Genomic DNA, 23,392 nt, shown 5'->3' with positions numbered 1-23,392 from the left:
AGGGCGCCCGATGCCCTGACGTCGCGGGCTGCGAGCACCGCACATGCCGCCCGCGGAAAGGCAGAGGACGCCGACGAGTCTCGCCCTGATCCGGCTGCGGTCGGACCAGGGGGAGGCGAGCGCGCCTACGTCTACGCGGGCTGCGCGGGGAACACGGCCACCGAGCCGTCCTTGTTGCGGGCGACTCGATCGCCACGTTCGGCCGCGCGGCTGTTGACCATGCCGCCGTCGTCCAGCTTGCGAATCCGGCTTGCCGCGCGCATCAGACGACCTACTTCACCGGTCGTGAGTACGGGTCGGAATCCGTTCGGACGTGTCAACTCCAGGGCCGACAGGCGTTCCAGGACACCGGCTGGCGTTAACGGTCTGAACTGGTGCCGCTTTCGCGGCCTGAACTGGCCTCACCTCGGGGCTGGTTCGGCGATTGTTCCGACTTGAGGTGGTCCCGGCTTTCGGTCTGCTCCGGCCCCACCTTCGCCGGGACGGCTGTGCTGGGCGACGCGCTGTGGGAGAGAATGCTGGGCATGACGACTTGAAGAGCACCGGCCGGCCGGCAGCACTGGCGCGAGGTCGGGACCTCGGACACGGTCTCCGGCGGGGACCGTCGAATCTGTGCCGCCTGCGGAACGCCTGTCCGCTCGTACCAGTGCCGATTCCATCCGCCCGAGTCCTCCATGTTCGAGCGGTGCATCGGACTTGCCTGGTGTTCCAGTTGCCGGATCTACTCCGGCAACATGGTGCACGTCCCGCGAAAGCGGGTCCTGGTCGACGCCCTCGCTTCGCTTCCTGGCGAACAACGGGAGCTTGCGCGTTCGGAAACACGGCTGGTTGAGTTCCTGGACCGCCGGGCCCGAGGCACCAGGGATTAAATCCCACCGGCCAGCTGGCCTCGGGGCGGCTGCTTCTTCGTCTGCTGCTGCTTGGCTTTGGTCTGGACGAGGCGGTAGGACTCGGTGCCGGTCTCGATGACGGTGCCGTTGAAGGTCAGTCGGTCGACGATGGCCGCGCAGAGCCTGGGGTCGGTGAACGTCTTGGTCCAGCCTCCGAACGATTCGTTCGAGGCGATGGCCACACTGTTCTTCTCCTCCCTCTCGGTCAAGACCTGGAACAGCATCTCGGCTCCGCGGCGGTCGAGTTCGAGGTGTCCCAGTTCGTCGATGCAAAGCAGGTCGACGCGCCCGTAGCAGGCGATGGTCTTGGTCAGCTGTTTCTCGTCGGCGGCTTCGACGAGCTTTGCGGCGAGCGCGTAGCGGACCCGGAGGCCGGACATCGCGGTGGCGGAACCGAGGCCGATAGCCGGAGTCGCCGATCAAGCACAGCGGCTCGCCCTTCTTGACCCATTCGCAGGTGGCGAGGTTGTTGATCAGGGCCGGGGTGACGTTCTGGTTGGCTGTGTAGCGAAATCCGAGAGCCACTTCCGGCGTTGGAAGCCGGCCGCGCGGATGCAGCGCTCCGGGAGCGGTGAGAGGCAGCCGGAGCACCACGTAGATGCCATCCGACGTCGGGGACATCGGCCTCTGGCAGGCGCTTGTCGCAACTCCGACAGGACCGCATCCTGGACGAGGTCCAGATCTCCGCAGATCCCCCTCCGCCTCATGCGGCTGCTCGGCATCGGCGACACCACCGCCATGCGCTACATTGCCGCCGCCCACCCCGAGCGCACCGCGAAGCTGCCACGCGGTCCGAGCCGAGAGAGCCCCGCACAGGCGGAGTCGCCGCGCCAAACGGTCAGTGATCCCGCTGCTGAATCGCAGTCAGTTATCCAGGGAATCTTCGGGATCGTCCTTGGCCTCGGCCATCACTCTGCCGCCGACGAAAGCCACGCCTAGGGCGAGCGCGCCAGCAGCGCCCATCAGCACCTTCTTCAGCGCCCCGTCCAAGAACTGCTTGTTCTCGCTGTCCTTTTGGAACTGCATCCTTGCAGTTTCCTGGATCTGCTCGATCAGAAACTTCTTCTCTTCCCAGCTCAGGTCGTCTTTGTTGAGTTCACCCTTGAGGATGTCTCTGACTTCTTGGCAGGCGCGGTGGACATGCTCTTGGCTTTGGTTGTTGGCCGAGAGCGTGGACTCGTGCGCTCTCTCTATCGCACTCACAGCATCCTTGGCGAAGTCCTTGAACGCGGGGAACTGCTCAACGATCTTGAGAGCCACCTCAGTGTCCATGTTGGGCATCATGGCCGCGAACCTGATCATCTTGTCTTTGGAGAGGTTCCTCCAGGACTCGATCCCAAGTGCCTTCTTGATCTCAGCTTCGTTCTTGTACTTCATGCCGCGGTTCCCCCTTGACTTCAGCTGAGCGGCCATGGGAAAAAGCCCAAAGATGCCGCCAATCGCGCCAGACCCCCTGGGCTGATCTGGCTGTAATCTAACGCAAGTTGACCCCGAACCCGCGCGTCTCTTGGTGCAAAGCGCCAGTCCCTCGGTCCGGTTCGAACCCCGCCGAGTCTCAGATTCTGCGAACCGGCACGCTTCAGTCCTGTGGCAACGTCCATTGCCGCACCCCCCATAGATGTGCACGCTCCCCGACAGAGGACCACCCCTGCCGGGGAAAGTCGTGAACGTGGAGTGCCCGGATTCCGGTCAGCTGTCCGGGACTCCGTTCGTGGACCACTCGTTGGCGAAGTGCTCCATCTGCTTCAGGACCAGGTTGACGGCCTCCGTACGGCGGTCCGGCGGGTAGTTGTGGCGGGCCAGCAGGCGCTTGATGGCACTGCGGAGACCGGCGCGGACCGCGTCACGAGCGATCCAGTCCGGCTTGAGCTTCTTCCGGACCTCAGCGACGAGCTCGCGGGCGATGCCGGCCAGGACCTCGTCGCCCATGAGCTCCCGCGCCGTGCCGTGGTCGGCCACCGCGTCGTAGAAGGCGAGCTCTCGCCAGTTCAACGGCGGGTCGAACTTCTCGCCGCGCCTGGCGTCTTCGACGACCTCCTTGGCCATCTCGACCAGCTTGGCGATGAGCTCAGCGCTCGTGTACTGCTGCCGCATGTACCGGAGCATGAGGTCCTGCAGCTGCTCGGAGAACGCCGTGCGACGAACGATGTTGTGCCGCGTCACCTCGCGCATCTTCTTCTCGACGAGCCGCCGCAACGCCTCCGCCGCCAGGTGCGGGGTCTCGCTGTTCTGCAGCTTGGCGACAAGGGCGTCGTTGAGGTGCGTCAGGTCGGCGATCTCCAGGCCGGCCTCGGCGAACAGGTCCGTTATCCCGCCGGTCTCGACGACCGACGAGGTCAGCTGCTGGAGGTACAGCTCGACGTCGCGGGCGACGGGCAGGCCGCGAGCCTCGCGGTCCATCGCGTCGAGCTTGGCCATGTAGGCGCGTACCTCGACGAAGAACTGGATGTCCCGGCGCCAGGACGGGTGGTCCGGGAAGCGCTCGCCGATGTTCGTGGCGCTGCCGGACAGCGCGTAGAAGCGCTCGAGGCAGTGGGCGTGCTCGCGGAAGCGCCGGCCGAGAGTCTGGCGGGGGTCGTCGAGCTTGTCCGGGTCGTTGCCCGGGGTGCGCGGGTCCCGGAGGTAGTTGGCCGTCTTCAGAGCGGCGTCTATGAAGGCCGTCTTGGTCGGCTGGGTCAGGCGCGCCCGCCAGTCGAAGCCGCGCAGGATGTCGGTGAGGATGTCGTACTCGTTGCGCAGCTCGTCCAGGGCGCGGTCGAGGTCCTGGCCCAGGGTGCGGTCGCGCTGGTCGGCGTCGGTGTATTCGGCGATCGCCTTCTGCAGGTTCTCAGTGAGCGGCGCGTAGCCGACGAGGAGGCCGTCCTCCTTGCCGCGGAAGCGGCGGTTGACCCGGGCCAGTGCCTGCATGAGGTTGGCGCCCTTGAGCGGTCGGTCCAGGTACATCGTGTGGACCGGCGGGGCGTCGAAGCCGGTCAGGAGCATGTTGTTGACGACGAGCAGCTCCAGCTCGTCGTCGGGGTCCTTGGCCCGGTTGATGACCGCCTTGCGCTGGCTGTCGCGCAGGGCGTGGGCGCGCAGCTGCTCGGGGTCCTTCCGGGAGTCCGAGGAGAAGACGATCTTCATGGCGCCCTTGTCGACCTCGTCGCTGTGCCACTCCGGCCGCAACTCACGCAGGGCGTCGTAGACCCGGACGCAGATCTCGCGGGTCGCGCAAACGACCATCGCCTTGCCGGTCGCCCCACCCTCCTCGGAGACACCGACGAAGGGCTGCATCCGCTCGCGCCGCGCCTCCCAGTGTGTCACCAGGTCCTGCGCGAGGTCCCTTATGCGGGCGGGCGCGCCGTACATGGCGTTCATAGTGGCGACGGCCTGCTCGACCCGGCGGCGCTCAGTGTCGTCGAGACCGTCGGTGATGCGGTCGGCCTCCTCGTCGATCTTCGTCGGGTCGACGTCCTCGTCCAGGACGAGCTGGATGACGCGGCCCTCGTGGAAGACCTTGACGGTCGCGCCGTCGTCGGCGGCCCGCTTGAGGTCGTAGACGTCGATGTAGTCGCCGAAGACCTCGCGGGTGTTTCGGTCGGCCTCGGAGATCGGGGTGCCGGTGAAGGCGAGGAGCGTGGCGTGCGGGAGGGCGTCGCGCAGGTGGCGGGCGTAGCCGTCGAGGTTGTCGTAGTGGCTGCGGTGGGCCTCGTCGACGACGACCACGATGTTGCGGCGGTCGGAGAGGAGCGGGTGGTCGGCACCGGACTCCTTCTCGTCTTTGGTCTTGCCGAACTTCTGCAGGGTGGTGAAGAGGATGCCGCCGGTCCGCTTGGCCGCCAGCTCCTGGCGGAGGTCGGCGCGGGTGAGGATCTGCTTCGGGCTCTCCGGGAGGACCTGGCTTTCCAGGAAGGTGGAGTACAGCTGGTCGTCTAGGTCGTTGCGGTCGGTGATGACGACGACTGTCGGGTTCAGCAGGGCCGGGTCGCGCATCACCATCGTCGTGGTGAGCACCATCTCCTCGGACTTGCCCGAACCCTGCGTGTGCCAGACGACGCCGGCCTTCCCGTCGGTGGCGGCGGCCTCGCGAACGGCTTCGGCGGCACGGGTCACCGCGTGGTACTGGTGCGGTTTCGCGATGCGCTTCATCCGCTTCGACGGGACGAAGTTGATGAACGACTGGACGAGGGAGAGGAACCGCTGCTGAGTGAACAGGCCGTGCAGCGCCAGGTTCTGGCCCGAGTCAATGATGCCCTCCGCGTCGAGCGGATCGACGCGGGCGCCGGACTCGTCCGTGTTCCACGGCGCGAAGTGCTCGTACGGGGTGAAGGGCGTGCCGTACTTCGCCGTGATGCCGTCGGAGAGCAGGACCACAGCGTTGTAGCGGAAGGCGGTCGGGAACTCCTCCACGTACCGGGTGATCTGTGAGTGCGCGTCCTGAAGTGTGGCGTCCTCGTCGCCGGCGCGCTTCAGCTCCAGGACGGCGAGCGGGAGGCCGTTGACGTGCAGGACGACGTCGAAGCGGCGGTTCTTCTCGCCGTCGATGACGGTGACCTGGGTCAGGGCGCGGTAGGTGTTCGCGTCCGGGTCGGCAAGGTCGACGAGGCGGATGGTCGGGTTGTGCTCGGCACCGAAGCTGTCGGTGTACGTGACGGAGCGGATGCCAGCCGTCAGGTACGTGTGGGCGGTGCGGTTCTCCTCGTACGTGTCCTGCGACGCCGGAGTCGCTGCGGCGGTGACGGCATCACGGACGGCGTCCGGGGGCAGCTCGGGGTTGAGCCGCTCGATCGCCTCACGGAGGTCGGGGTAGAGGATCAGGTCGTCCCACGACTGGCGGTGCCCGGAGCCGGGGGCGAACTCGTTGCCGGAGGCGGGCAGCCAGGCCAGCTCGGCCAGCTCATCGAGCGCGAGCAGCTCCCAGTCGGCCTCCAAGGGGCGATGGTGCTCGTTTCTTCCGCTCTCGTCGTCGTGCGTCACGTGTGGTCCTCGACAATCTTCTCGGCGTCCTTGACGCGAAGCCGGCCGGACATGAGCTGGGGGAGGAGGGTGTCGCGGAGGGCGGCGAGGGTCAATGACTCCGCCAGAGCCTGGTCGGCTTGCTCCTCCAGTGCATCGAGCTTGGGGCGGAGTTGTTGCTGCCGCGTCCTGCTAGGCAGGCTGAGTTCCAGGCCGCCGAGTTGAGTGCGGCGAAGCTCTGTTTGGCCAGTACTCCCCTCACCCATCGCCTCAATCTCCGGCTGAGCACGGAGCAACGCAAAACCTGCACAGACCGGATCTGCGCGGGCCTCATCAAAGCGCACGATCGTAATATGCGAGTCAACTGTCGCCGCCTTATTAGAAGTCCAGCGAGCGACTCGACCAAGGGTACCGACGCCCGTCGAATTGACCAGTACGTCATTTCGACGGAGAAGCTTCGAATCTTTGACCTTATCGCGCAAAGTGAGCCGCGCGGGATTCAAATTCACGCGACCATCACGGATGCATTTCTGGTTAAGGACAACGAGATCTTCAGAAGAGTCTGAATATTTGGGCGCGATTCCTCGGGCGAGCAGGCTTGATACGGATTCGACGTCCGCCTTAATCAGGTCACCCTCAACCAAGACCTGAGCGAAAAGGGCCATGCCAAGCTGCCGGGCTGTGGCCGCGATGCGCTCATTGACGACGATCTTGTCATCCAGCACCCCGAGCACGGCCACGATCGCTTGCTGTTCGGTGAGGCCAGGGAGGCGGATAGGCCACGTCGGCAGATTGGCTAGGGGGATTCTGTCTACCGTAGCGCCATGAATCATCCGCGCGGCGATGGTATTTTGAAATTCAGGTCCCAGGTATGCATAGAGCAAGAACTGGGGATCTACACGGTCCACCTTCGGTCGAAGAATTCCCATGCGCCGACCAAGGCATGCCCGGATTCCCGAGGGCATGAGAGCGGCTTCACCAAGGCGCGTCTCGTAAGAAAACAACACGTCGCCCGCTTGCGGTGTCACCCGTCGAGTCCACTTCCGGAAGTCCTCTTCAGAGACATGAGCCGACTCAGCCAGGTTAAGGCGCCCCTTGTCCAAGCTGGAAATACTGAGGAACCAGGGGCCTGTGTCGGTCTTTTTAGGTGTGGCGTGCGGCCCGTCAAAGACGGTCGCTACCTCGCCGATGGTGGTCTCGATCCACTCAGACACCGATCCTCCCCAGCTGCTCCCGCACCGTCTTCTCGAGCTCCGCCGATCGGTCAAACAGCCCGTACAGCTCTTCCGTCAGCGCGGCGATCCGCTCCGCCACGGCCTCCGTGTCTTCTTCCTCCGCCTCGACTGCTCCCACGTACCGCCCCGGCGTCAGCACGTACCCGTGTTCCCGAACCGTCGCCAGGTCGGCCGAGAAGCAGAACCCGGGCTCGTCCGCGTACGTCAGCCCCGCCACGCGCGCCGACGCAGTGCCCCGCCACGCGTGGTACACCCCGGCGATCTTCGTGAGGTCGGCTTCCGTCAGGACGCGCTCAGTCCGGTCGGCCATCTCGCCCATGGTGCGGGCGTCGATGAACAGAATCTCGCCGCGCCGGTCGTTCAAACGCCGCGCCCCCTGCGGGGACTTGTCCTTGGCTAGGAACCACAGACACGCTGGAATTTGGGTCGTGCGGAACAACTGCGAAGGCAGCGCGACCATACACGCCACCAAGTCTGCCTCGACCAGGGCCTGGCGGATCTCACCTTCGCCGCTCTGCTGGGAGGCCATGGACCCGTTGGCCAGGACGATGCCGGCGGTGCCCCGCTCGCCCAGCTTGGAGATCATGTGCTGGAGCCAGGCGTAGTTGGCGTTGTTCTTCGGCGGCACCCCGTATTTCCAGCGCGGGTCGCTCTCGTCCCTCGCCCAGTCCTTGATGTTGAACGGGGGGTTGGCCATGACGAAGTCGGCCTTGAGGTCAGGGTGCTTGTCGTCGGCGAAGGTGTCGCCCCACCGGGAGGCGAGGTTGCCGTCGATGCCGTGGATGGCGAGGTTCATCTTGCCCAGCCGCCAGGTGCGCTCGTTGAGCTCCTGGCCATAGACCGCGATGTCGGCCTTGTGGCCGCGGCCGCGGTGGGCCTCGATGAACTTGCTGGCCTGGACGAACATGCCGCCCGAGCCGCACGCCGGGTCGTACACGCGCCCTTCGTAGGGCTCCAGGATCTCCACGATGAGCTGGACGACGGATCGGGGGGTGTAGAACTCGCCGCCCCGCTTGCCCTCGGCGCGGGCGAAGTTGCCGAGGAAGTACTCGTACACCTCACCGAGCACGTCCTGCGCGGGCTTGTCCTCGTTGCCGCCGAAGCGGGCGTCACTGATGAGGTCGACGAGTTCGCCCAGGCGCTTCTGGTCGACGTTGTCCCGGTTGAAGATCTTCGGGAGGACGCCCTTCAGCGAGGCGTTCTCCGCCATGACCGCGTCCATCGCGTCGTCCAGGAGCTTGCCGACGCCCTGGCTCTTGGCGTGGGTGGCGATCCACGACCAGCGGGCGGTCTCGGGCACCCAGAAGACGTGCGCGCCGGTGTACTCGTCGCGGTCCTCCAGGAACTCGTCCAGGCGCTCCTCGTCGATGCCGTCCTCAGTTAGCTCCTTGGCCAGCTCGGTGCGGCGCTCCTCGAAGGCGTCGGAGACGTACTTGAGGAAGATCAGGCCGAGGACGAACTCCTTGTACTGCGCGGCGTCGATGGAACCGCGCAGCTTGTCCGCGGCCTTCCACAGGATGTCCTGGATCTCCTTGGCGGTGGAGGCACTGAACAGCTCCGCCTGGTCGGTGGGTTTCTTCTGGCCGGGAATCATGGGGTGAAGCGTCTCCTTCAGTCGTCGGTGCCGGGGAAGTTCTGGAGGGTGAGCGTGCCGTCGGCGATGCCGGCGGCGGTGGTGCGGGCCAGGTCGTCGAGGGCGGCGGACTGTTCCCGCAGGAGGGTCGCGCGGCTATCGAGCTCGGCGAGCAGGGCGTCGAAGCGTTCAGCCTCGTCCCAGCTCAGGTCAGGGATAAGGAGGTCTTCGACGCCTCGCGAGGCCCGCACCGCGCCGCTGGTGCGCGCGTACTCGGCGGCCGCCGCCCGCAGCAGCGCCGCAAGGACCCGAGGCAGAACCGGCGGGTCGGCATCGGGGTGGACTCGCAGGATGCGGGCTGGGGCGGCCACAAGTGACAGGCCGGCTTCGTCGACGTACGCGCCGAATCGGGGGCTCGTGGTGACGACGATGTCGCCCGGCTCGGTGAACTGCGCGTGTTCGTAGCCGGTGAGGAACACGCCACGGTCGATGCGACGGCTCCCCGGGCGGGCGGTACCGAGGATCTCGTCGGGGGTGAGCACCGTGTAGTGGCCCTCGGCCGAAAGGTGTTCCTCGGCGATGCGGTGGCCGGGGCGGCGTCGCAGGCGGCGCTCTGCGAGGAGCCGACGCACGGTGGTGCGCCGTACCGGCTGGTCCTCGGAGCGCAGCACGGCCCGAGCGCCCAGCGTCGCACGCAGGTCGGCGCGCTGCCGGGCCTGCTCGTAGAGCTCCGTCAGGCGCCGCTCCAGGTCGCTGATGCGGGCCGGACGCTCGATGACACCGCGGGTGTAGCGGGCCGTGGTCGGACGGTGCTGGGTCGTGAAGGCGGCACCCGGCCGGTCGTCGAGGTCCTTGGCTGGGACGATCACCGCATGGCGGGGTTCGTGCCGGCGGTCGCCGCGCCAGCCGGAGGCGCGCCAGATGGTGATGTCCTCGGCGAGCGCGTCGAGGACCGGGTCAGTGAGCGGCTGCGCGGAGTAGTCGGAGAGGAACACCAGGCCGGTACGGTTCTCCGCCGGTGTGCGGGCCAGCACCCACACGGCGGTGCGGTAGCCCGGGCGGTAGGGGAAAGCACCGTCGGGGAGGCTGACGGCTGCCTTGAGCAGGCCGTCCCGGAGGAAGGAGCGGCGCAGGCGGTCGGCGTCGCCGTGCCGGGGCAGCGGGCGGACCAGCACGTCGGCGGGGCCGAGGATGACGGCCGTCGAGCCGTCACCGAGGTAGTCGGTGAGCGCCTGCACCCGCTCCAGGACGGCCTGCGGGCTGCGGGTCTCCGCCGCTTCGTAAGGGAGGACGCAGACCAGTAGACGGGGGTAGCCCCAGTCGTCGACGGGCAGGTCCTCTCCCTCGGTGACGCCGAGGTCGAACTCGTTCACTCCGCGCACCAGCATCCGGCGGCGTACCAGGCGGACCCTCGCCAGGTCGGGGTCGCAGGCGAGGTAGGTGTGACCGGAGTCCTCGGCGGCCTGGGCGTGCAGGGCGGCGAGGAGGTCACCGGAGCGTGCGTGCGGGGTGGCGATTACGGAGCCCTCGTCGAGAGTGTCGACGCCGGACAGGGCCGCGAGGGCGCGTACCACCGCCGGGGTGGGCTCGTCGGCAGCGAGGTCGTGGAAGCCGAGGCGGCGGCGGGCCTCGAGGACCCAGTCGAAGGCCTCGGCTGGTGTGTAGGCAGCCTCGGTCAGCTCGTCGGCGAGGACGGCGAGCCCCGGACCGGTGCGGTCCGGGTCCGAGACTGCACCCAGCTCGGCCGACAGGAACGTGTCCTCGGGATCGAGGTCGGCAGCCTTGGCGAGGACCGCGTCCCAGCTCTGGCCCGAGACGGCGGCATCGAGCTGGTGGCGCAGGCAGATCAACGCCGTCAGCGCCCCCACGAGGACCGCGGCGGGCAGGGCGGGCGTCCGCAAGGCGGCCAGGGTATGCAGTGCCAGTTCGGCCCGCAGATGGCGGGGGTCCGCGTTGCCGCGGCCCGTCGTCGTCAGCCAGTCCACGACCGCGCGTGCGTCGAACAGGGGCCGCCCGTCCTCGTGGGCGACGGGCGCCGGAAAGTCCGGGTGCCTGCGGCTCCACGTGGTGGGCACGGGCCTCTGCACCTGAGCGAGGGAGGCGATTTCGGCGTAAGTGATCCGCCAGGCCGACATCTCGGGGACGATGGGCGATACGGCTTCGTGCGCAGTGGTCATCGAGCCCCGCCCCCCTTTATCTCAACCTGTTGTCCTGCTGAGTCCAAGGCGGTTGCCCGGCTCGACGGCAGGTTCCAGCACCTTACAACCATTGAGTGGACCAGTGTGACGGGGACCTGATAACCCCGGTTATCACAGTTCGTCGTGACCTCCACGTCCGATGCAGGGCACCTTTGCCGGCGTTGCCACACACCGGCGTGCCCGGTGCACGAAGACCTGGAGGTTCCCTGCCATGACCAGTACGCCGTCGACGCCGTCCACTGCCCAGCAGCCCGACGGATCCGGCTGGGGTGCCGTGCCGCCGCAGACGTCCCCGGCCTACGCGCAGCTGCAGGCCGGGAAGAAGCCGTCGCGGCGCAGAGCGCGGCTCACCCGCGGAGCTTCAGCACTCGTCGCGCTGATCGCAGGTCCCACGACCCGCACGACCCGCACGCGCAAGACCGCCCTCGCCGTGGCCGCGATGGCCGTGGGCTGCTCGCTGAGCGCCTGCTCCACCATCGGTGGCACCCAGACCGACACCGCGCCGCCCACGGCCACCGTCAGCGCCTCGCAGGACACCCAGAGCGCCCAGGACGACTCCAACGGTGACACCATCACCGTCGCGCTGGACAAGACCGTCACGTGGACCAACGGCGTCCAGGCGCACCTGAGCGACTTCAGCCGGGGCACCTCCGGCGAGTACGCCTTCCCGTCCGGCAAGGCCTATCTGGCTTTCTCCGTCACCGTGCAGAACGGCTCCAAGTCCCCGCTCGACCTGAGCATGGTCAGCTTGTCCTGCCCCAACGGCGCCGACGAGATCTCCGACACGGATGCGGGTCTCAACGGCACGCCGGACACCCACCTGCTGCCGGGCAAGTCGCAGACCTGGAAAGAGGCGTGCGTGTTCGCCAAGACCGCCAAGAGCGCCCAGATCGAGATCACGCCGGCCGACACCTCTGGCTCGGGCTGGTACCGCACGGCCGTCTTCACCGGTCAGGTGCAGTAGCCCAAGCCGCCGGTGGGGCCCTTCTGGGCGTCCTCAGCATCCGCACGCGATTTGGGGCTTCACGCCTTCGCCGCATCGGGTGCACCCGAGCCTGCGCCCACGGGTTACCCGCACACGCCGGTCACACAACGCGCACGTTCCCACTCGACACCACTCGCGACCTGGAAGGCCATTGTGACGATCACCGGGCACACGGAGTTGGTCCGTCGCTTCGCCGAGGACTTCACCGCCCTGCAGGAAGCCGTCCTGGCGCGCATGAACGGTATCTGCGCTGCGGAGACGGCCGCAGCCCTGGAACACGCCTCACTCGCCGGCCCCATCGCCATCGCTCTAGCGCACGCTGACGTCCTCGCTCGTGGGGACGTCCGGCGCGCGGAGCTCTCAGCCCAGCCGCCCGAGCGGCTGCGACGGCTGCGAGGGCACGCGCGCAAGGTGCGCCAGGCCCGCTCACGCGCGGACGCCGTGTGCAAGGAGCAGCGTGCTCGCCGCCTCGCCGGTTCCTCCCGGCCGGTGGACATGCTGGAGCTGCGGGTGGCGCGTTCCGCGTACCCCGATGCCTACGCCTCGGCCCTGCGCGAGGAACTCCGCGATAGGGGGCTGCCGGAGGGCACGCCGCAGGCGCCGGAGAGCGATCTCGCCCGGTGGGCGTGGAGCCAGAGATCGGCAGACAGCGAACTGCCGGCACCGGTGCGCGAACTGGAGGACTGCCACGACGACGCCTTCGTCCAGGCCCTCCTTCGCGACGCGCGGGAGGAAGAGAACCCGTACCTCCTGCACGACGCGGTGGTCGAACGGTGGAGCCGACATGCCCGTTCCGCGCTGGCCTGGGGCCGCTACGCCATCGGCCAGGCCGAACGGGACGTACTCGCCTGCCCTCTCTTCGCACGGCGCCCGCGGCTCGACGCCTTGGAGGACGCCTACCAGGACGCCGCTGTCCTCGCTGCCCGTGCCCGCGAGGCCAAACTCCGGGTCGCGGATCTCCGTGACCGGATGCAGGCTTGCATGGCCACGGGGCCTTTCGCAGAGCTCATCGCACAGTGTCGCGCCGCAGCTCTCGAACGCTTCGCCGCCGACGAGCCCCAGTCGTGGCACAGAGTGCGTGAGCTGACCGCCAGGCACCGGGCAGACTGCGCCGAACGGACCGACGGCTGCCCGCAGTGCCACCGCGCTCTCGCCACCGTCCTCACTGACGACTCTCCCGCCGACACGGACGAGGACAACGGCAGTGAACGTTCGACGGCAACGGCCCTGGCTGACACAGACCGTTACGCCGTGCTCGCAGACCTTCCCGGCACCGCCGTCGTGGCCGTCGCCGACGCCGCGGTCGGCGACGAGTCCGCGCTGTGCGGCTACGGCTGGGCTGCCGAAGACGGGACGACCGGCTGCGGCGACTCCATGGCCTCAAGCAGCGGAGAAGCCGAAGTGATCGGCATCTGCGCGGCCGCTCTCAGCCTCCTCGACCGCCACGAGGAAGCGCCCATAGTCCTCCTGTGCGACAGTACCGAGGCAGTCGAGGCAGCGAATGCAGCTCTGGACAGCGCAGACCCGGCGGCGGCCCATCGCACCCTCCTCTTCCCGGAGGGCAGGCACCTCATGGACCGCCTGCTGCGCCACCGCCACCGCCTCCAGGTCCGCTGGCTCAAGGGGCACATCGGACATGACCTCAACGAAACCGCCGACGCCCTCGCCGGCCTCGCCCTCCGCCGCGCCGCCGGCCGTACCTCTCCATCCGCGGCCCGCAAGGAGGAAGCGCGGATTCTGCGCTCACTGAGTTCCAGGCATCGCCCGCTCTCGGCCGCTGCCTGATCCCCGGGGCCGGAGCTGGGAGTGGTCCGGGCCACTCCGTTGTGGCCCTCGTCACGCTACGTCGACCCGCGAGCTGGTCTCTGGCCCCAGTCCCCCAAGGAGCCGGCGGGTCACCAGCCGGGGTAGCGGTCCCACCAATGGTCGTCCCAGCCGTCGAACCCGTCGCTGCTGGCGGAGTCGATGAGTTCGGTGACGAGGTCGCGGGCCAGGATGTCGAGGACCCAGGCCAGTTCGTGGCGGCTGATCAGATCGATGGGCAGTGCCTCGGCGCCGTGTGCCGCTCCAAGCAGCGCGCCGGTCACGCAGGCGACCGAGTCGCCGTCCGGCGCCCCGGCGGCGAAGCGCAGCGCGGCGTGCACTTGGTCCCGGTTGGGGAAGGATGCGGCGACATACAGGCCGCCGAGCAGTGCCGAGGGCGCGGTGGCGTCCGGTGCGAGTTCTGCGAGGCGTCCCGCGTCTGCGGGGTGGTCGTCGGCCTGCCGTAGCGCCTCGATGAGCTGCTTGTGCTCGGCTGCGGTCAGGTCGGAGTCGACAGCGTGAAGAGCATGAACGCCGTCAATCAGGGCTTGCTGCACCTGCGACTGGTAGGCGAACAGAGAATCCTGCGTTTCGGGGGTGCTGGTCAGGCAGTGGCCGACCAGCACCGCCGCATGGGCTGCGGCGGACTGCGCGGCCGGATCGCCGTGGGTGAAAGCGGCGATCTCCCTGGCCAACTGGACTGACTGCTCCGAGCCGTGTGCAGCGCCGACCACAGCGACAGGAAGGACGCGGGTGAGCGCGTGGCAGCCGCGGCTGGTCGTCGGTACCCCCATGTTTCCCTGCTCGGTCTTGGACAGGGCCGCCACGGTCGCCGGTGCTGAACCGCGCCGTTCGGCCAGCACGGGTATTTGGGCGAGCCAGCCGTCCGGCCACCGCCCGTGACCCCAGCGCTGCCGCATCCGCTCCACCTCGATCCCCTGAAGAGCCGCCCACCGGCAGTAGGCGTGCCACACCACCGAAGGCGGATGACAGATGCCCTTGTGCCTGCCGCGCACCCATGCGCGGATCGTGCCCTCGGCGGTGAAGCAGGCCAATTGGGTGCTGACACCCGCCCGCAGCGTGCCCTCTCCCTGCAGCTTGCCCCGGGCGGCGCCCAGGGTGTCCCCCAGCGCCAGGCCGAGCATCATCCCGCGCACCCGGGACTGCGCCCCTTTCCCCTTCAAGACCTTGCCTCGCTGCTCCGGCTCCGTGTCACGGCCGAGGTCCAGCTCCTCCTTCCTCTGCTCGCCAGGCGCCTCCGCGCGTTCCCGGGGTGGGGTGTCGTGGGCCCGTACCGACGCGGCCGTGATCGGATCAGCCGTTTGTACGCCTGGCCCGGTCGGCTGCCCGTCACCGGGTACGTTGGTCAGCTCGTGCACCGCGTCGTGCATCTCGGCGTGCGCCGACAGCTGCCAGCCGTGCACCAGTGCCTCGCGCAGGTCGGACAGCGCGGTCTTGGAGTCAGTGCCGGTGGCCAGGTGGCTGTAGAGGGCGGCGACGGCCGGGGTGCGGCTTTGCCCGGCCACACAGTGGAGTAGGACCCGCTTGCCGGCGAGGCGCAGCTGCTGCACCGTGCGGGCGGCCTGGTCCAGTACGTAGTGGAGGTTGGCATTCTCCCCCTGGCTGTCCACCAACCAGACGCGGAGGTGCTCGACGTCGGCACCGGCCAGGATCGGGTCCGTGCCGATGCGGCACAGCGAGACCACGGCGTCGACAGGGACCGGCTCGCTGCCCTGAGCCAGGGCCAGGTTGCCGAGGATCACCCCGGGATCGTGGGGGTGGGGGACGGCGAAGCCGTGGGGGGTGGAGGACGAGACTGGCATGCGCGCGGCCGAGGGCCAGCCCGCGGCATCGTCCCTCCCGCCGCGCGCGGTGAGCGCCGCCAGTCGGACCAGATCGGCGCCGGTGAGGCCGGGCCAGCCGTTGACGGCCTGCTGCCACTCGAGTGGGATGCCGGAGCAGCCCCAGCGCGCGCCGAGCAGGGCGCCCGCGATCGCCGCGACGGTGTCGGTGTCCGTCCCGGCCCGCACCGCAGCCTCCAAGGCGAGGCCGAAGTGCTGCGCGGGGAAACTGCGCTCGGCGGGGTTCAACTCGGGCACGGCAGTGCGGGTGATCGCCGACCAGGCGGCCTGGAGCGCGTGGACGACCCAGCCGTTGTTGGCGAAGTGGTGCGGCGGATTGGCCTCCGCCTCGTCCAGCCGCCGCGCCCACGCCTCACGGCGCTCCGCGGGGAGGAGCTCCAGGCCGCCGCGCACGCCGTCGAAGGTCCCGTGCAGGACCGCGGTGCGGATGCCGGAGCACCACAGCACGCAGGCGTCGGCGCAGTCGGGGTCCGGGTGGGTGAGCGCGCTGACCGCGGTGGCGGCCTCGGCCATCTCGAAGGCGTCGCCGAGATGACCGAGGGCGACTATGCCGGTGCGCATCAACGAGCCGTTCCCGGCGCTGCGTTCGTTGGCGGCGGTGAAGAGGCGGGCGGCGTCGAGCAGCGCCGCCCCCGGGGCTCCGGGGGCGCGGCGGGCGGCGCTCAGGACGGCGCGGGTCTGGGCGCCGACGTCACTGGCACCGCCGCTCAGCCATCCCTGGAAGTTGACGGCGATCGCGTCGAGGGCCTCCGGGGTGCGCAGATCCGCTCCGCCGGCCGCGACCTCGGCGATGCAGACCTGCATCTGGGTGTCGTCGGAGTACTCGCCGGGCTTGTACGGTCCCAGGCCGCCGCCGATCATCAACGGCTGCTGGTCATCGCGCAACGTCGCCTTGAACTCGTAAGGCACGCCCAACGCGTCGCCGACGGCCGCGCCGAGCAGTACGCCGGCAGCCCGGTCGGTGGCCTGCGTGTTCAGGCGGGGTTGTGGGGAGCGGGCGTGGGCCATGGGACTCCGAAAGGTGCGGCGGCGCGCGGAGGACGGGCCGGGCGGGCGACGGCGTACAGGCAACGACCCCTGGCGGAAGCAACCGGGACCGCACCGGCACGGTGAAATGCCGAAAAGGGACTGCTCCTCGGCAGATTGACACTCCGCCAGCTTGGCATCACACCCCTCTTATCGTCAATGAGACGATACGAAGTACCTGCCCGGGCGAGAACCGGCAACAGGACCCCTTGCGGTACTTGCGTGACGAAGACACCCACTCTTGAACAGCACGGCACGATTCTCCGGGTGGCTCCACGAACTCTCCATCGATCGGCCTCACTTGATAACCAGGGTTATCACGTCACGCGAAGTCGGTATGACCCCATCGCTCCTACGGTTGCGTCTCGTCGGCATATCGGCCGCAGGAGCCACGATCCACTCGACCGAGCGCCGGTGTCCCAACCTCTCCTCCGCACCAGCACCGGAATCTGGAGACACCTCATGACCCCGACGGAACCGCAAAGGCAGCACACCCACCATTCCGCCGCTCCTACGTCACCGGACTTGACCCTTCGGCCGGCGCCCGTCGCCGAGCAGGTGAAGGCCCGCCTGGCCCGGGCGACGCTCAGCGAGCCGGTGAAGGAACTCCTGCAGGAAGCCTTGGGCGACGGTGCGACCCACCAGCGGTCCACCGTCGGCCGGATCTACCTCGACTCCGTCTCCGTCTCCGGGTTCCGCGGTATCGGCCCCCGCGCCTGGCTGAACCTCAGCCCCCGGCCCGGCGTCACCCTCGTGGTGGGCCGCAACGGCTCCGGCAAGTCCAGCATCGCCGAGGCCATCGAGACGGCCTTCACCGGCACGAACATGCGCTGGCAGGGGCAGGACGCGACGCGAACGAGCAACTGGCGCAATCTTCACGACGGCGCCAAGCCGGAGATCGAGGTCAAGCTCGCCGTCGGAGGCGACACCGGCCGGAGCACGCTCACCCGCACCTGGAGGGGCGAGGACTTCGGCGACACCGAGGGCGGATTCAGGCGGCCCGGACACGGCCGCGTCCCCCTGAACCAGGTGGACTGGAAGCAGGCCCTGACGGACTACCGCCCCTTCCTGTCGTACGTCGATCTCGGCCGCATGATCAGTGGCAAGCCCTCCCAGATGTACGACGCAATCGCCACGATCCTCGGCCTGGGGCACATCAGCGCTGCCGACGACCGCCTCCGGCAGCAGGAGAAGGAACTCAACGACGCGGTAAAGGCGGCCAAGGACGAGGTACCGGAGCTCAAGGAGGGGCTCTACGCGCTGGAGGACGACGACCGTGCGATACAGGCGCTCGTGGCCATGGACACCACCGGGAGCCCCGACTTCGAGGCACTCGAGGCGCTGGTGGCCGGCCTGCCTGCAGCCGACGACGGCCTTCTCGCCGAACTGCGCGCCGCGGTCGACCTGCGGGGACCCGACATGGAGCAGGTGGGCGCAGCAGTGGAGAGGCTGCGCGAGGCGCTCGCCGGCGTCGAAGACGTACGCATGACCGGTGCCGAGGACGCCCTCCAGCGCGCCGACCTCCTTGAGAAGGCCCTGGACCACAGCAACCGCCACCCCGATGAGGAGGGCTGCCCCGTGTGTGGGGCGGACCTGCTCCTCGACGAGGCGTGGGCCGCTCGTGCCAGCGCCCAGATCGCCGTACTCCGGCAGGAGGCGAAGGCCGCCGAGGACGCCCACAGCGAACTGCGGTCGGCTGCGCTGGCGGTGCAGCGCCTCGTCCAGAAGCCCCAGCGGGTCCCTGCCGCCCTGACCGATCCGTGGGAGGCCTGGCTCGCCTGCCAGACGATCAGTGACCCGGGCGAGCTCGTCGGACGCGCCTACAAGGCCGCGGTGACCCTGGCCGGTGCCTGCGCCGCAGTGAAGGAGAACGCCGCCAGGGAGCTGGAGAAGCGTGACGAGCGCTGGCGCCAGCTGGTCACCCGGCTTGCGGGCTGGGTGCGGAGGGCCCGTACGGCGGAAGAGGGCAAGCCCCGGCTGAGCCACATCAAGAAGGCCCGTGCCTGGCTGAAGGCGCTCTCCACCGAGCTGCGGGAACAGCGCATGGAGGGCTTCACCAGCCACTCTCAGCGGGTCTGGGAGAGGCTTCGCCAGGAGAGCAACGTCGACCTGAAGACGGTGAGCCTGCAAGGAAGCGAGAAGGCCGTCGTCCGCAAGCTCGTCATGGACGTCTCCGTCGACGGCGAGAAGGCCTCGGCGCTCAGCGTCATGAGCCAGGGGGAGCAGCACTCCCTCGCGCTGTCCCTGTTCCTGCCCCGGGCCGCCGCCGCCGACAGTCCGTTCGGCTTCGTCGTGATCGACGACCCCGTGCAGTCCATGGACCCCGCCAAGGTCAACGGACTCGCCCAGGTCCTGCACGAACTCGGCGAGCACCGGCAGGTCGTCGTATTCACCCACGACACCCGGCTCCAGCGTGCGTTCACCAGCCAGGAACTGCCGGTGACGGTGTTCGAGGTGGAACGGGGCGAGTCGTCCAAGGTGAAGGTCAGATCGGTGACCGACCCGGTCCGGCAGGCACTCGACGACGCCAGAGCCCTCGCCGGCACCACGGACCTGCCGGAGGCGGCACGGACCCATGTGCTGCCCAGTCTGTGCCGGATCGCCCTGGAGAACGCCTTCATCGAGGCCGCCTGGATCCGGCACCACCGCTCCGGCGGCCCCGAGCACGCGCTCCAGGCCGCCGTGACCGACGCCGACAAGCTGATGAAGGTCGCCGCGCTGGCCCTCTTCGGCGACATCGAGCGGACCGACGACGTCTACCGGGAACTGCGCGCCCGCTGCGGACCGGGTGCGGTGGACCTGCTCAAGCAGTGCCAGAGCGGCGCCCACGCCCCCGGGGCACGGATCACCGATCCTCACCGCTTCGTGGACGAGGTCAAGGACCTCGCGCAGAAGGTGCGCAAGCCGGAGGTGACCGCGTGATGAGCACCTCGGGCGCCTCCGTCGAAGAGCTCCTGTTGACGGCCGACCGGTTGCTTTCCGGTCTCCGTGTCGGAGCCACGTCGACCGGCCGTCACCGCGGAGCCGCCCTCGCGCTGCGGACGGCCCTGGAGATCGCCGTCGACCGCACCCTCGATGCTGCGGTGCCGGGGCTCGCCGGCACCACCATGCGGGCCAAGATGCTCTGCCTGCGCTGCTACACGGCGGCGGAGACCGCCCGCCGGACCGGCGCCGTCTGGTCGCACCTCTGCCTGGGGTGCCACTACCACCAGTACGAGATCGGTCCCACCCGCGACCAGGTCCGCAGGTGGCGCACTGAGGTCTGCGAACTGGTCCAGGCTTTGGCTCCCTGACCACTCGTTAACAGCTGACCCCTGTGTCTGATAGTTCTTTCGCTGGGGCCGGGCATATGCCCGGCGCGGCACCTCTCTGGGTGCCGCAGGGGAGGGGATGCACGTGAGCACCACCACACGCGGCGAGATCATCGCCGTGGAGCAGAAGGCGGTGGACCGCGCCTACGACTGCTACGCCGAGCGGCTGGCCGAACTGACTGGCGGGTCGGTCGCCTCGGCCTCCGCCAGTGGCAAGGACAGCGTCGCCAACCGGATCGATGCCGAAGAAAAAGCCGCGGCGTACGGCGGTCTCGGCAACGCTTCGCTGGTCGTCAGCCGCGTAGATGTTCAGGACGGGCCCGACGGGAAGCCCGAAACCTGGTACATCGGCCGGCGTGCCGTTTCCGACGTCAGCACCCGCGACACCGTCGTCGTGCTGTGGACCACCGAACAGGCCCGGAAGTGGTCTGAGGCCCTGCCCGACGCGCCCGACGAGGTCCTCCTGCGGCGACAGCTTCGCTGCTCGCAGCGCGTGGTCGAAGACTACGTCGACGAGATCTCCGTCGCCGTCCCGGCCCCGCGACCGGCGGCGGACGACGCAGATCCGCAGGCTGCGGCGGCAGACACCGCCGACGTCGTACAGCAGTCGGGGACGGCGCGGCCGCCGGTCCTCACTCCCGCGGATGTCGCCCGTCTCCATCGTCAAAAGCCCCAGTCACCCGATGACTTCCTGCTGCGGGAGCTCCAGCGCTCCCGCAGGGGCGGCATGCGGGACATCGTCGAAACCATCCGTCGCGACCAGATGGCCCTGGTCACCGGCTCCCCCGCCGACATCCTCGTCGTGCAGGGAGGGCCGGGTACCGGCAAGTCCGCGGTCGGCTTGCACCGAGTGACATGGCTCGTCAACAACAAGCACTTCAAAGCACAGGACATCCTCGTCGTCGGTCCCCACCAGCGGTTCCTCGAGTACGTGAGTCAAGTACTGCCCACTCTCGGTACCCGAAACATCAACGCAGTGCAGGTGACCCGCCTCTGGGACGGCGAGGTACTGGGGATCGACACACCGCAGGCGCGACTCGTCAAGTCCGACGAACGCATGGCGGCCGTCCTGCGTCGGCGCGTTGAGCAGGAATGCCACCCCGAGGCGATCGACGAGTTCACCACCACGCCCTCTTACAAGGACGCCGAACCAGAACTCACCGTCACCGCTGGCAGCTCCACCCTTCGTATCCCGCGCTCCGAGGTACTCGTCCTGCTGGAAGAAGTGCGCGACGGCGACGGCTCCTACCGTGAGCGCCGGGACCGCTTCCGTAGCCTGCTCGTCGACCGCCTGCTGCAGGAACTCGTCGCAGTCGCCCCGCGGCGCAGCCGCGGCGACACGATCCGCCGCGACCTGGAACGCAACCGCCAAGTCGAGCGCCTGATCGAACGCGTCTGGCAGTCGCCGGGCGCCAGGGAGGCCCTCCGGAGCCTCTACGATTCCCAAGAACTGCTGCGCACCTGCGCCGACGGCATCCTCGATGCCGAGGAACAGGCAGCCCTGCACCGCCCCAGGGCTGACAAGGCCGACGACGACCCTTGGACCCTCGACGACCAAGTCTGCCTCGAAGAACTGCGGTACCTCATCACCGGGGAGACCCCGCAACGCTACGGGCACATCGTCGTCGACGAGGCCCAGGACCTGACGCCCATGCAGGCCCGCTCCCTACGCAGACGCTCCGCGGTGAACGGCTCCATGACCGTCCTCGGCGACCTCGCCCAAGCCACGGGCCCCCACGCCTACACCGACTGGGACCGGCTCGGCACCCTCCTCTCCGACCACGGCGACTGGCGGGTGGCAGAGCTGAACACCAGCTACCGCGTACCCGCGGAAATCATGGAATACGTCGCGCCCCTGGCCCGCACGATCGCCCCCGCGCTGCCCTACCCGCAGGCCGTACGCGAAGTCGGCGAGGACGCCGTCCGGACGCTGGCGACGGAGCCGTGGAAGCTACTCGACGACACCGTCGCCCAAGCCACCCGCCTCCTCGGCACCAGCGATGGCAACACTTTGCGCTCCGTGGCCGTCATCGTCCCCGACGACTCCGGCTGGCTCGAAGAGATCAGCCGCCACCTCGATCGGGCCACCGGCATGACCGACCAACGGCGTGAGGCCGTGTCCGTCCTGGCCGCCGCCCAGGCCAAGGGCATGGAATACGACCACGTCCTCGTCGTCGAACCCGCCACGATCGCGAACCGCGGCCCGGCCGGCCTGCGCCAGCTCTACGTCGCCCTCACCCGCAGCACGCAGAGCCTGACCGTCCTGCACACTTCTCCGCTCCCGGAGGCTCTCACGAACACCGACGACACCACCGAGCCTGCACACGTCCAAGCCGGGCCAGAGACAGCAGACGGCGACGTCCCCGAGATCGGTACCGACATCCGCGTCCGAGTGCTCGGCCCGGGGCCGGGCGGCCGCTACCGGGTCAAAGCCCTGTCTCCCGCAGTCGAAGCACCATTGGTACTGACTGTCCGCCACGGCTCGGTTCCCCCACGTCCCGACCAGGAACTGGACTGCTGGGTGTTCGCCCACGAGAGGAACCACTGTCTGCTCATCGCAGATCAGCGCGGACGCCAGCCCATCTCGCCCAGGATGGCCGAACGCTACGTGGCGGCGCTCGACGTTCTGGATGAGCTGACCAGTGGTGACGGCACTGTTCCGGAGAACGCCCGCGAACGTCTCTCCGAGCTCAAGGGCATGGCCAACCGCGTCCTCCGCCGCGACCAGGCTGACTGGGTGGACGTGCGACGGGTGCTCGGATCCCCGGACAAGCACCGCCTGAGCCTCCTGCGCGACCTCGCGGCGAACACCAACCGCGCGGTCAAGGACGACAAGCTGGACGTGAACCGACTCCAGGAGGAGTTGGCACGCGCCGGTTGGGCCGAGCCCCTGCTCGAAGCCCGCGAGACACTGCGAGGCCGCCTGAGTGCCTCGCTCGAAGCGGAAACCGAGACTGCACCCGCCTCAACCATCCAGCAGCACGTGCAGGAGAAGGCCGAGCCCATGACACCCGTCGAAGACATGTCCACTACGCCTGCAACGCCCGCGAAGGGTCTTCTGGACGCGCTGGAGACCGAGGCGGCCGCCGACCGCACGTGCAAGAAGCACGAGGCGGTGCGCCACACCCTGATGGCGGACCTGCTCTGGGCAGACCTGCAGCCGACCGAGTCTCCGGTCATCGACGTCAGCCGCGTCGCTGACGACGGCCACTTCCTCTACGAGGTTCTCGGAGCCGGCCACTCCAGCTACGCCGACCTCCGCGCGGGCGCCACCCGCCTTCTGGAGGTCAACCACACGCTGCCCGCTGCCGCCGACCGCCTCTACCTCGTCCTGTCCGAACCGCCTGCCGAGAATTGGTCGGCCGACACCTTGCACGCAGTCTTCGGCGTCCACGTCCTCTGGCGCACCCCCGACGGCTGGGGCGGCCAAGATGCGGAATCCGCCCTGGGCCCCGGCCGGCCGTGACCTTACGGCGGAAGGTGGATCTTCCCGCGCTCGCCCGTGCGGTCCTCGGGCGCCCGCAGGACGGTGCGCTCCGCAGAAGAGGGAGCCAAGTCCATCTCGCGCGCGGTG

12 protein-coding genes and 1 pseudogene are annotated in these 23,392 nt (G+C 68.8%); 5 read left to right on the top strand and 8 right to left on the bottom strand.

The genetic code is table 11. From position 1 onward, the window contains the following. Window positions 1-131: 131 nt before the first annotated feature. The 7 genes and pseudogenes from ACWGJM_RS32255 to ACWGJM_RS32225 all read right to left on the bottom strand — a co-directional run bounded on the left by ACWGJM_RS32255 (window position 132) and on the right by ACWGJM_RS32225 (window position 10,810). On the bottom strand, window positions 132-263 hold the full coding sequence (locus ACWGJM_RS32255) for a hypothetical protein (RefSeq protein WP_453415276.1): 132 nt from the start codon (window positions 261-263) through the stop codon (window positions 132-134). A gap of 602 nt (window positions 264-865) precedes the next feature. Continuing rightward, a pseudogene (locus tag ACWGJM_RS32250) lies at window positions 866-1,453 on the bottom strand (ATP-binding protein); the annotation flags it as partial. Window positions 1,454-1,754: 301 nt separating this feature from the next. Beyond that, the gene (locus tag ACWGJM_RS32245; RefSeq protein WP_453415275.1) at window positions 1,755-2,267 is read right to left on the bottom strand and encodes a hypothetical protein; all 513 of its coding nucleotides are present in this window, start codon (window positions 2,265-2,267) and stop codon (window positions 1,755-1,757) included. Window positions 2,268-2,579: 312 nt separating this feature from the next. Beyond that, on the bottom strand, window positions 2,580-5,846 hold the full coding sequence (locus ACWGJM_RS32240) for a type I restriction endonuclease subunit R (protein WP_453415274.1): 3,267 nt from the start codon (window positions 5,844-5,846) through the stop codon (window positions 2,580-2,582). Then, window positions 5,843-7,039 (bottom strand): restriction endonuclease subunit S, encoded by a 1,197-nt coding sequence (locus tag ACWGJM_RS32235; RefSeq protein WP_453415273.1) that lies wholly within the window; start codon window positions 7,037-7,039, stop codon window positions 5,843-5,845. The genes ACWGJM_RS32240 and ACWGJM_RS32235 overlap by 4 nt, the downstream gene beginning before the upstream one ends. Then, window positions 7,032-8,654 carry a class I SAM-dependent DNA methyltransferase gene (locus ACWGJM_RS32230; RefSeq protein WP_453415272.1) on the bottom strand — a complete coding sequence of 541 codons (1,623 nt, stop codon included), beginning with the start codon at window positions 8,652-8,654 and terminating at the stop codon, window positions 7,032-7,034. The genes ACWGJM_RS32235 and ACWGJM_RS32230 overlap by 8 nt, the downstream gene beginning before the upstream one ends. Before the next feature lie 17 nt (window positions 8,655-8,671). Then, on the bottom strand, window positions 8,672-10,810 hold the full coding sequence (locus ACWGJM_RS32225; RefSeq protein ID WP_453415271.1) for a hypothetical protein: 2,139 nt from the start codon (window positions 10,808-10,810) through the stop codon (window positions 8,672-8,674). A gap of 232 nt (window positions 10,811-11,042) precedes the next feature. Between ACWGJM_RS32225 and ACWGJM_RS32220 the strand changes: the two genes are divergently transcribed. Both ACWGJM_RS32220 and ACWGJM_RS32215 read left to right on the top strand, forming a co-directional pair. Further along, window positions 11,043-11,795, top strand: coding sequence for a hypothetical protein (locus ACWGJM_RS32220; RefSeq protein ID WP_453415270.1), 753 nt, complete (start codon window positions 11,043-11,045; stop codon window positions 11,793-11,795). A gap of 174 nt (window positions 11,796-11,969) precedes the next feature. Then, window positions 11,970-13,601 (top strand): RNase H family protein, encoded by a 1,632-nt coding sequence (locus ACWGJM_RS32215; RefSeq protein WP_453415269.1) that lies wholly within the window; start codon window positions 11,970-11,972, stop codon window positions 13,599-13,601. Between the two features lie 110 nt (window positions 13,602-13,711). Here the strand turns inward: ACWGJM_RS32215 and ACWGJM_RS32210 are convergent, their stop codons facing one another. Beyond that, window positions 13,712-16,489 (bottom strand): ADP-ribosylglycohydrolase family protein, encoded by a 2,778-nt coding sequence (locus ACWGJM_RS32210; protein WP_453415268.1) that lies wholly within the window; start codon window positions 16,487-16,489, stop codon window positions 13,712-13,714. Between the two features lie 543 nt (window positions 16,490-17,032). On the opposite strand from ACWGJM_RS32210, the gene ACWGJM_RS32205 reads away from it, so the two are divergent. The 3 genes from ACWGJM_RS32205 to ACWGJM_RS32195 all read left to right on the top strand — a co-directional run bounded on the left by ACWGJM_RS32205 (window position 17,033) and on the right by ACWGJM_RS32195 (window position 23,284). Beyond that, the gene (locus ACWGJM_RS32205; protein ID WP_453415267.1) at window positions 17,033-19,429 is read left to right on the top strand and encodes an AAA family ATPase; all 2,397 of its coding nucleotides are present in this window, start codon (window positions 17,033-17,035) and stop codon (window positions 19,427-19,429) included. After that, a complete protein-coding gene (locus tag ACWGJM_RS32200; protein ID WP_453415266.1) occupies window positions 19,429-19,800 on the top strand; it encodes a hypothetical protein in 372 nt (123 codons plus the stop codon). Before ACWGJM_RS32205 ends, ACWGJM_RS32200 begins: the two co-directional genes overlap by 1 nt. A 97-nt stretch (window positions 19,801-19,897) precedes the next feature. Beyond that, window positions 19,898-23,284 (top strand): HelD family protein, encoded by a 3,387-nt coding sequence (locus ACWGJM_RS32195; protein ID WP_453415265.1) that lies wholly within the window; start codon window positions 19,898-19,900, stop codon window positions 23,282-23,284. Window positions 23,285-23,392: the final 108 nt, after the last annotated feature.

The sequence above is a fragment of the Streptomyces sp. NPDC054834 genome, assembly GCF_053611185.1.
Note: the sequence above shows the minus strand (reverse complement) of the source record. Positions and strands in the feature narration are given on the sequence as shown.

Coding starts and splice junctions, on each gene's coding strand:
- ACWGJM_RS32210 (WP_453415268.1), bottom strand. CDS start 16,489: ATGGCCCACGCCCGCTCCCCACAACCCCGCCTGAACACGCAGGCCACC.
- ACWGJM_RS32220 (WP_453415270.1), top strand. CDS start 11,043: ATGACCAGTACGCCGTCGACGCCGTCCACTGCCCAGCAGCCCGACGGA.
- ACWGJM_RS32200 (WP_453415266.1), top strand. CDS start 19,429: ATGAGCACCTCGGGCGCCTCCGTCGAAGAGCTCCTGTTGACGGCCGAC.
- ACWGJM_RS32225 (WP_453415271.1), bottom strand. CDS start 10,810: ATGACCACTGCGCACGAAGCCGTATCGCCCATCGTCCCCGAGATGTCG.
- ACWGJM_RS32245 (WP_453415275.1), bottom strand. CDS start 2,267: ATGAAGTACAAGAACGAAGCTGAGATCAAGAAGGCACTTGGGATCGAG.
- ACWGJM_RS32230 (WP_453415272.1), bottom strand. CDS start 8,654: ATGATTCCCGGCCAGAAGAAACCCACCGACCAGGCGGAGCTGTTCAGT.
- ACWGJM_RS32195 (WP_453415265.1), top strand. CDS start 19,898: ATGCACGTGAGCACCACCACACGCGGCGAGATCATCGCCGTGGAGCAG.
- ACWGJM_RS32255 (WP_453415276.1), bottom strand. CDS start 263: ATGCGCGCGGCAAGCCGGATTCGCAAGCTGGACGACGGCGGCATGGTC.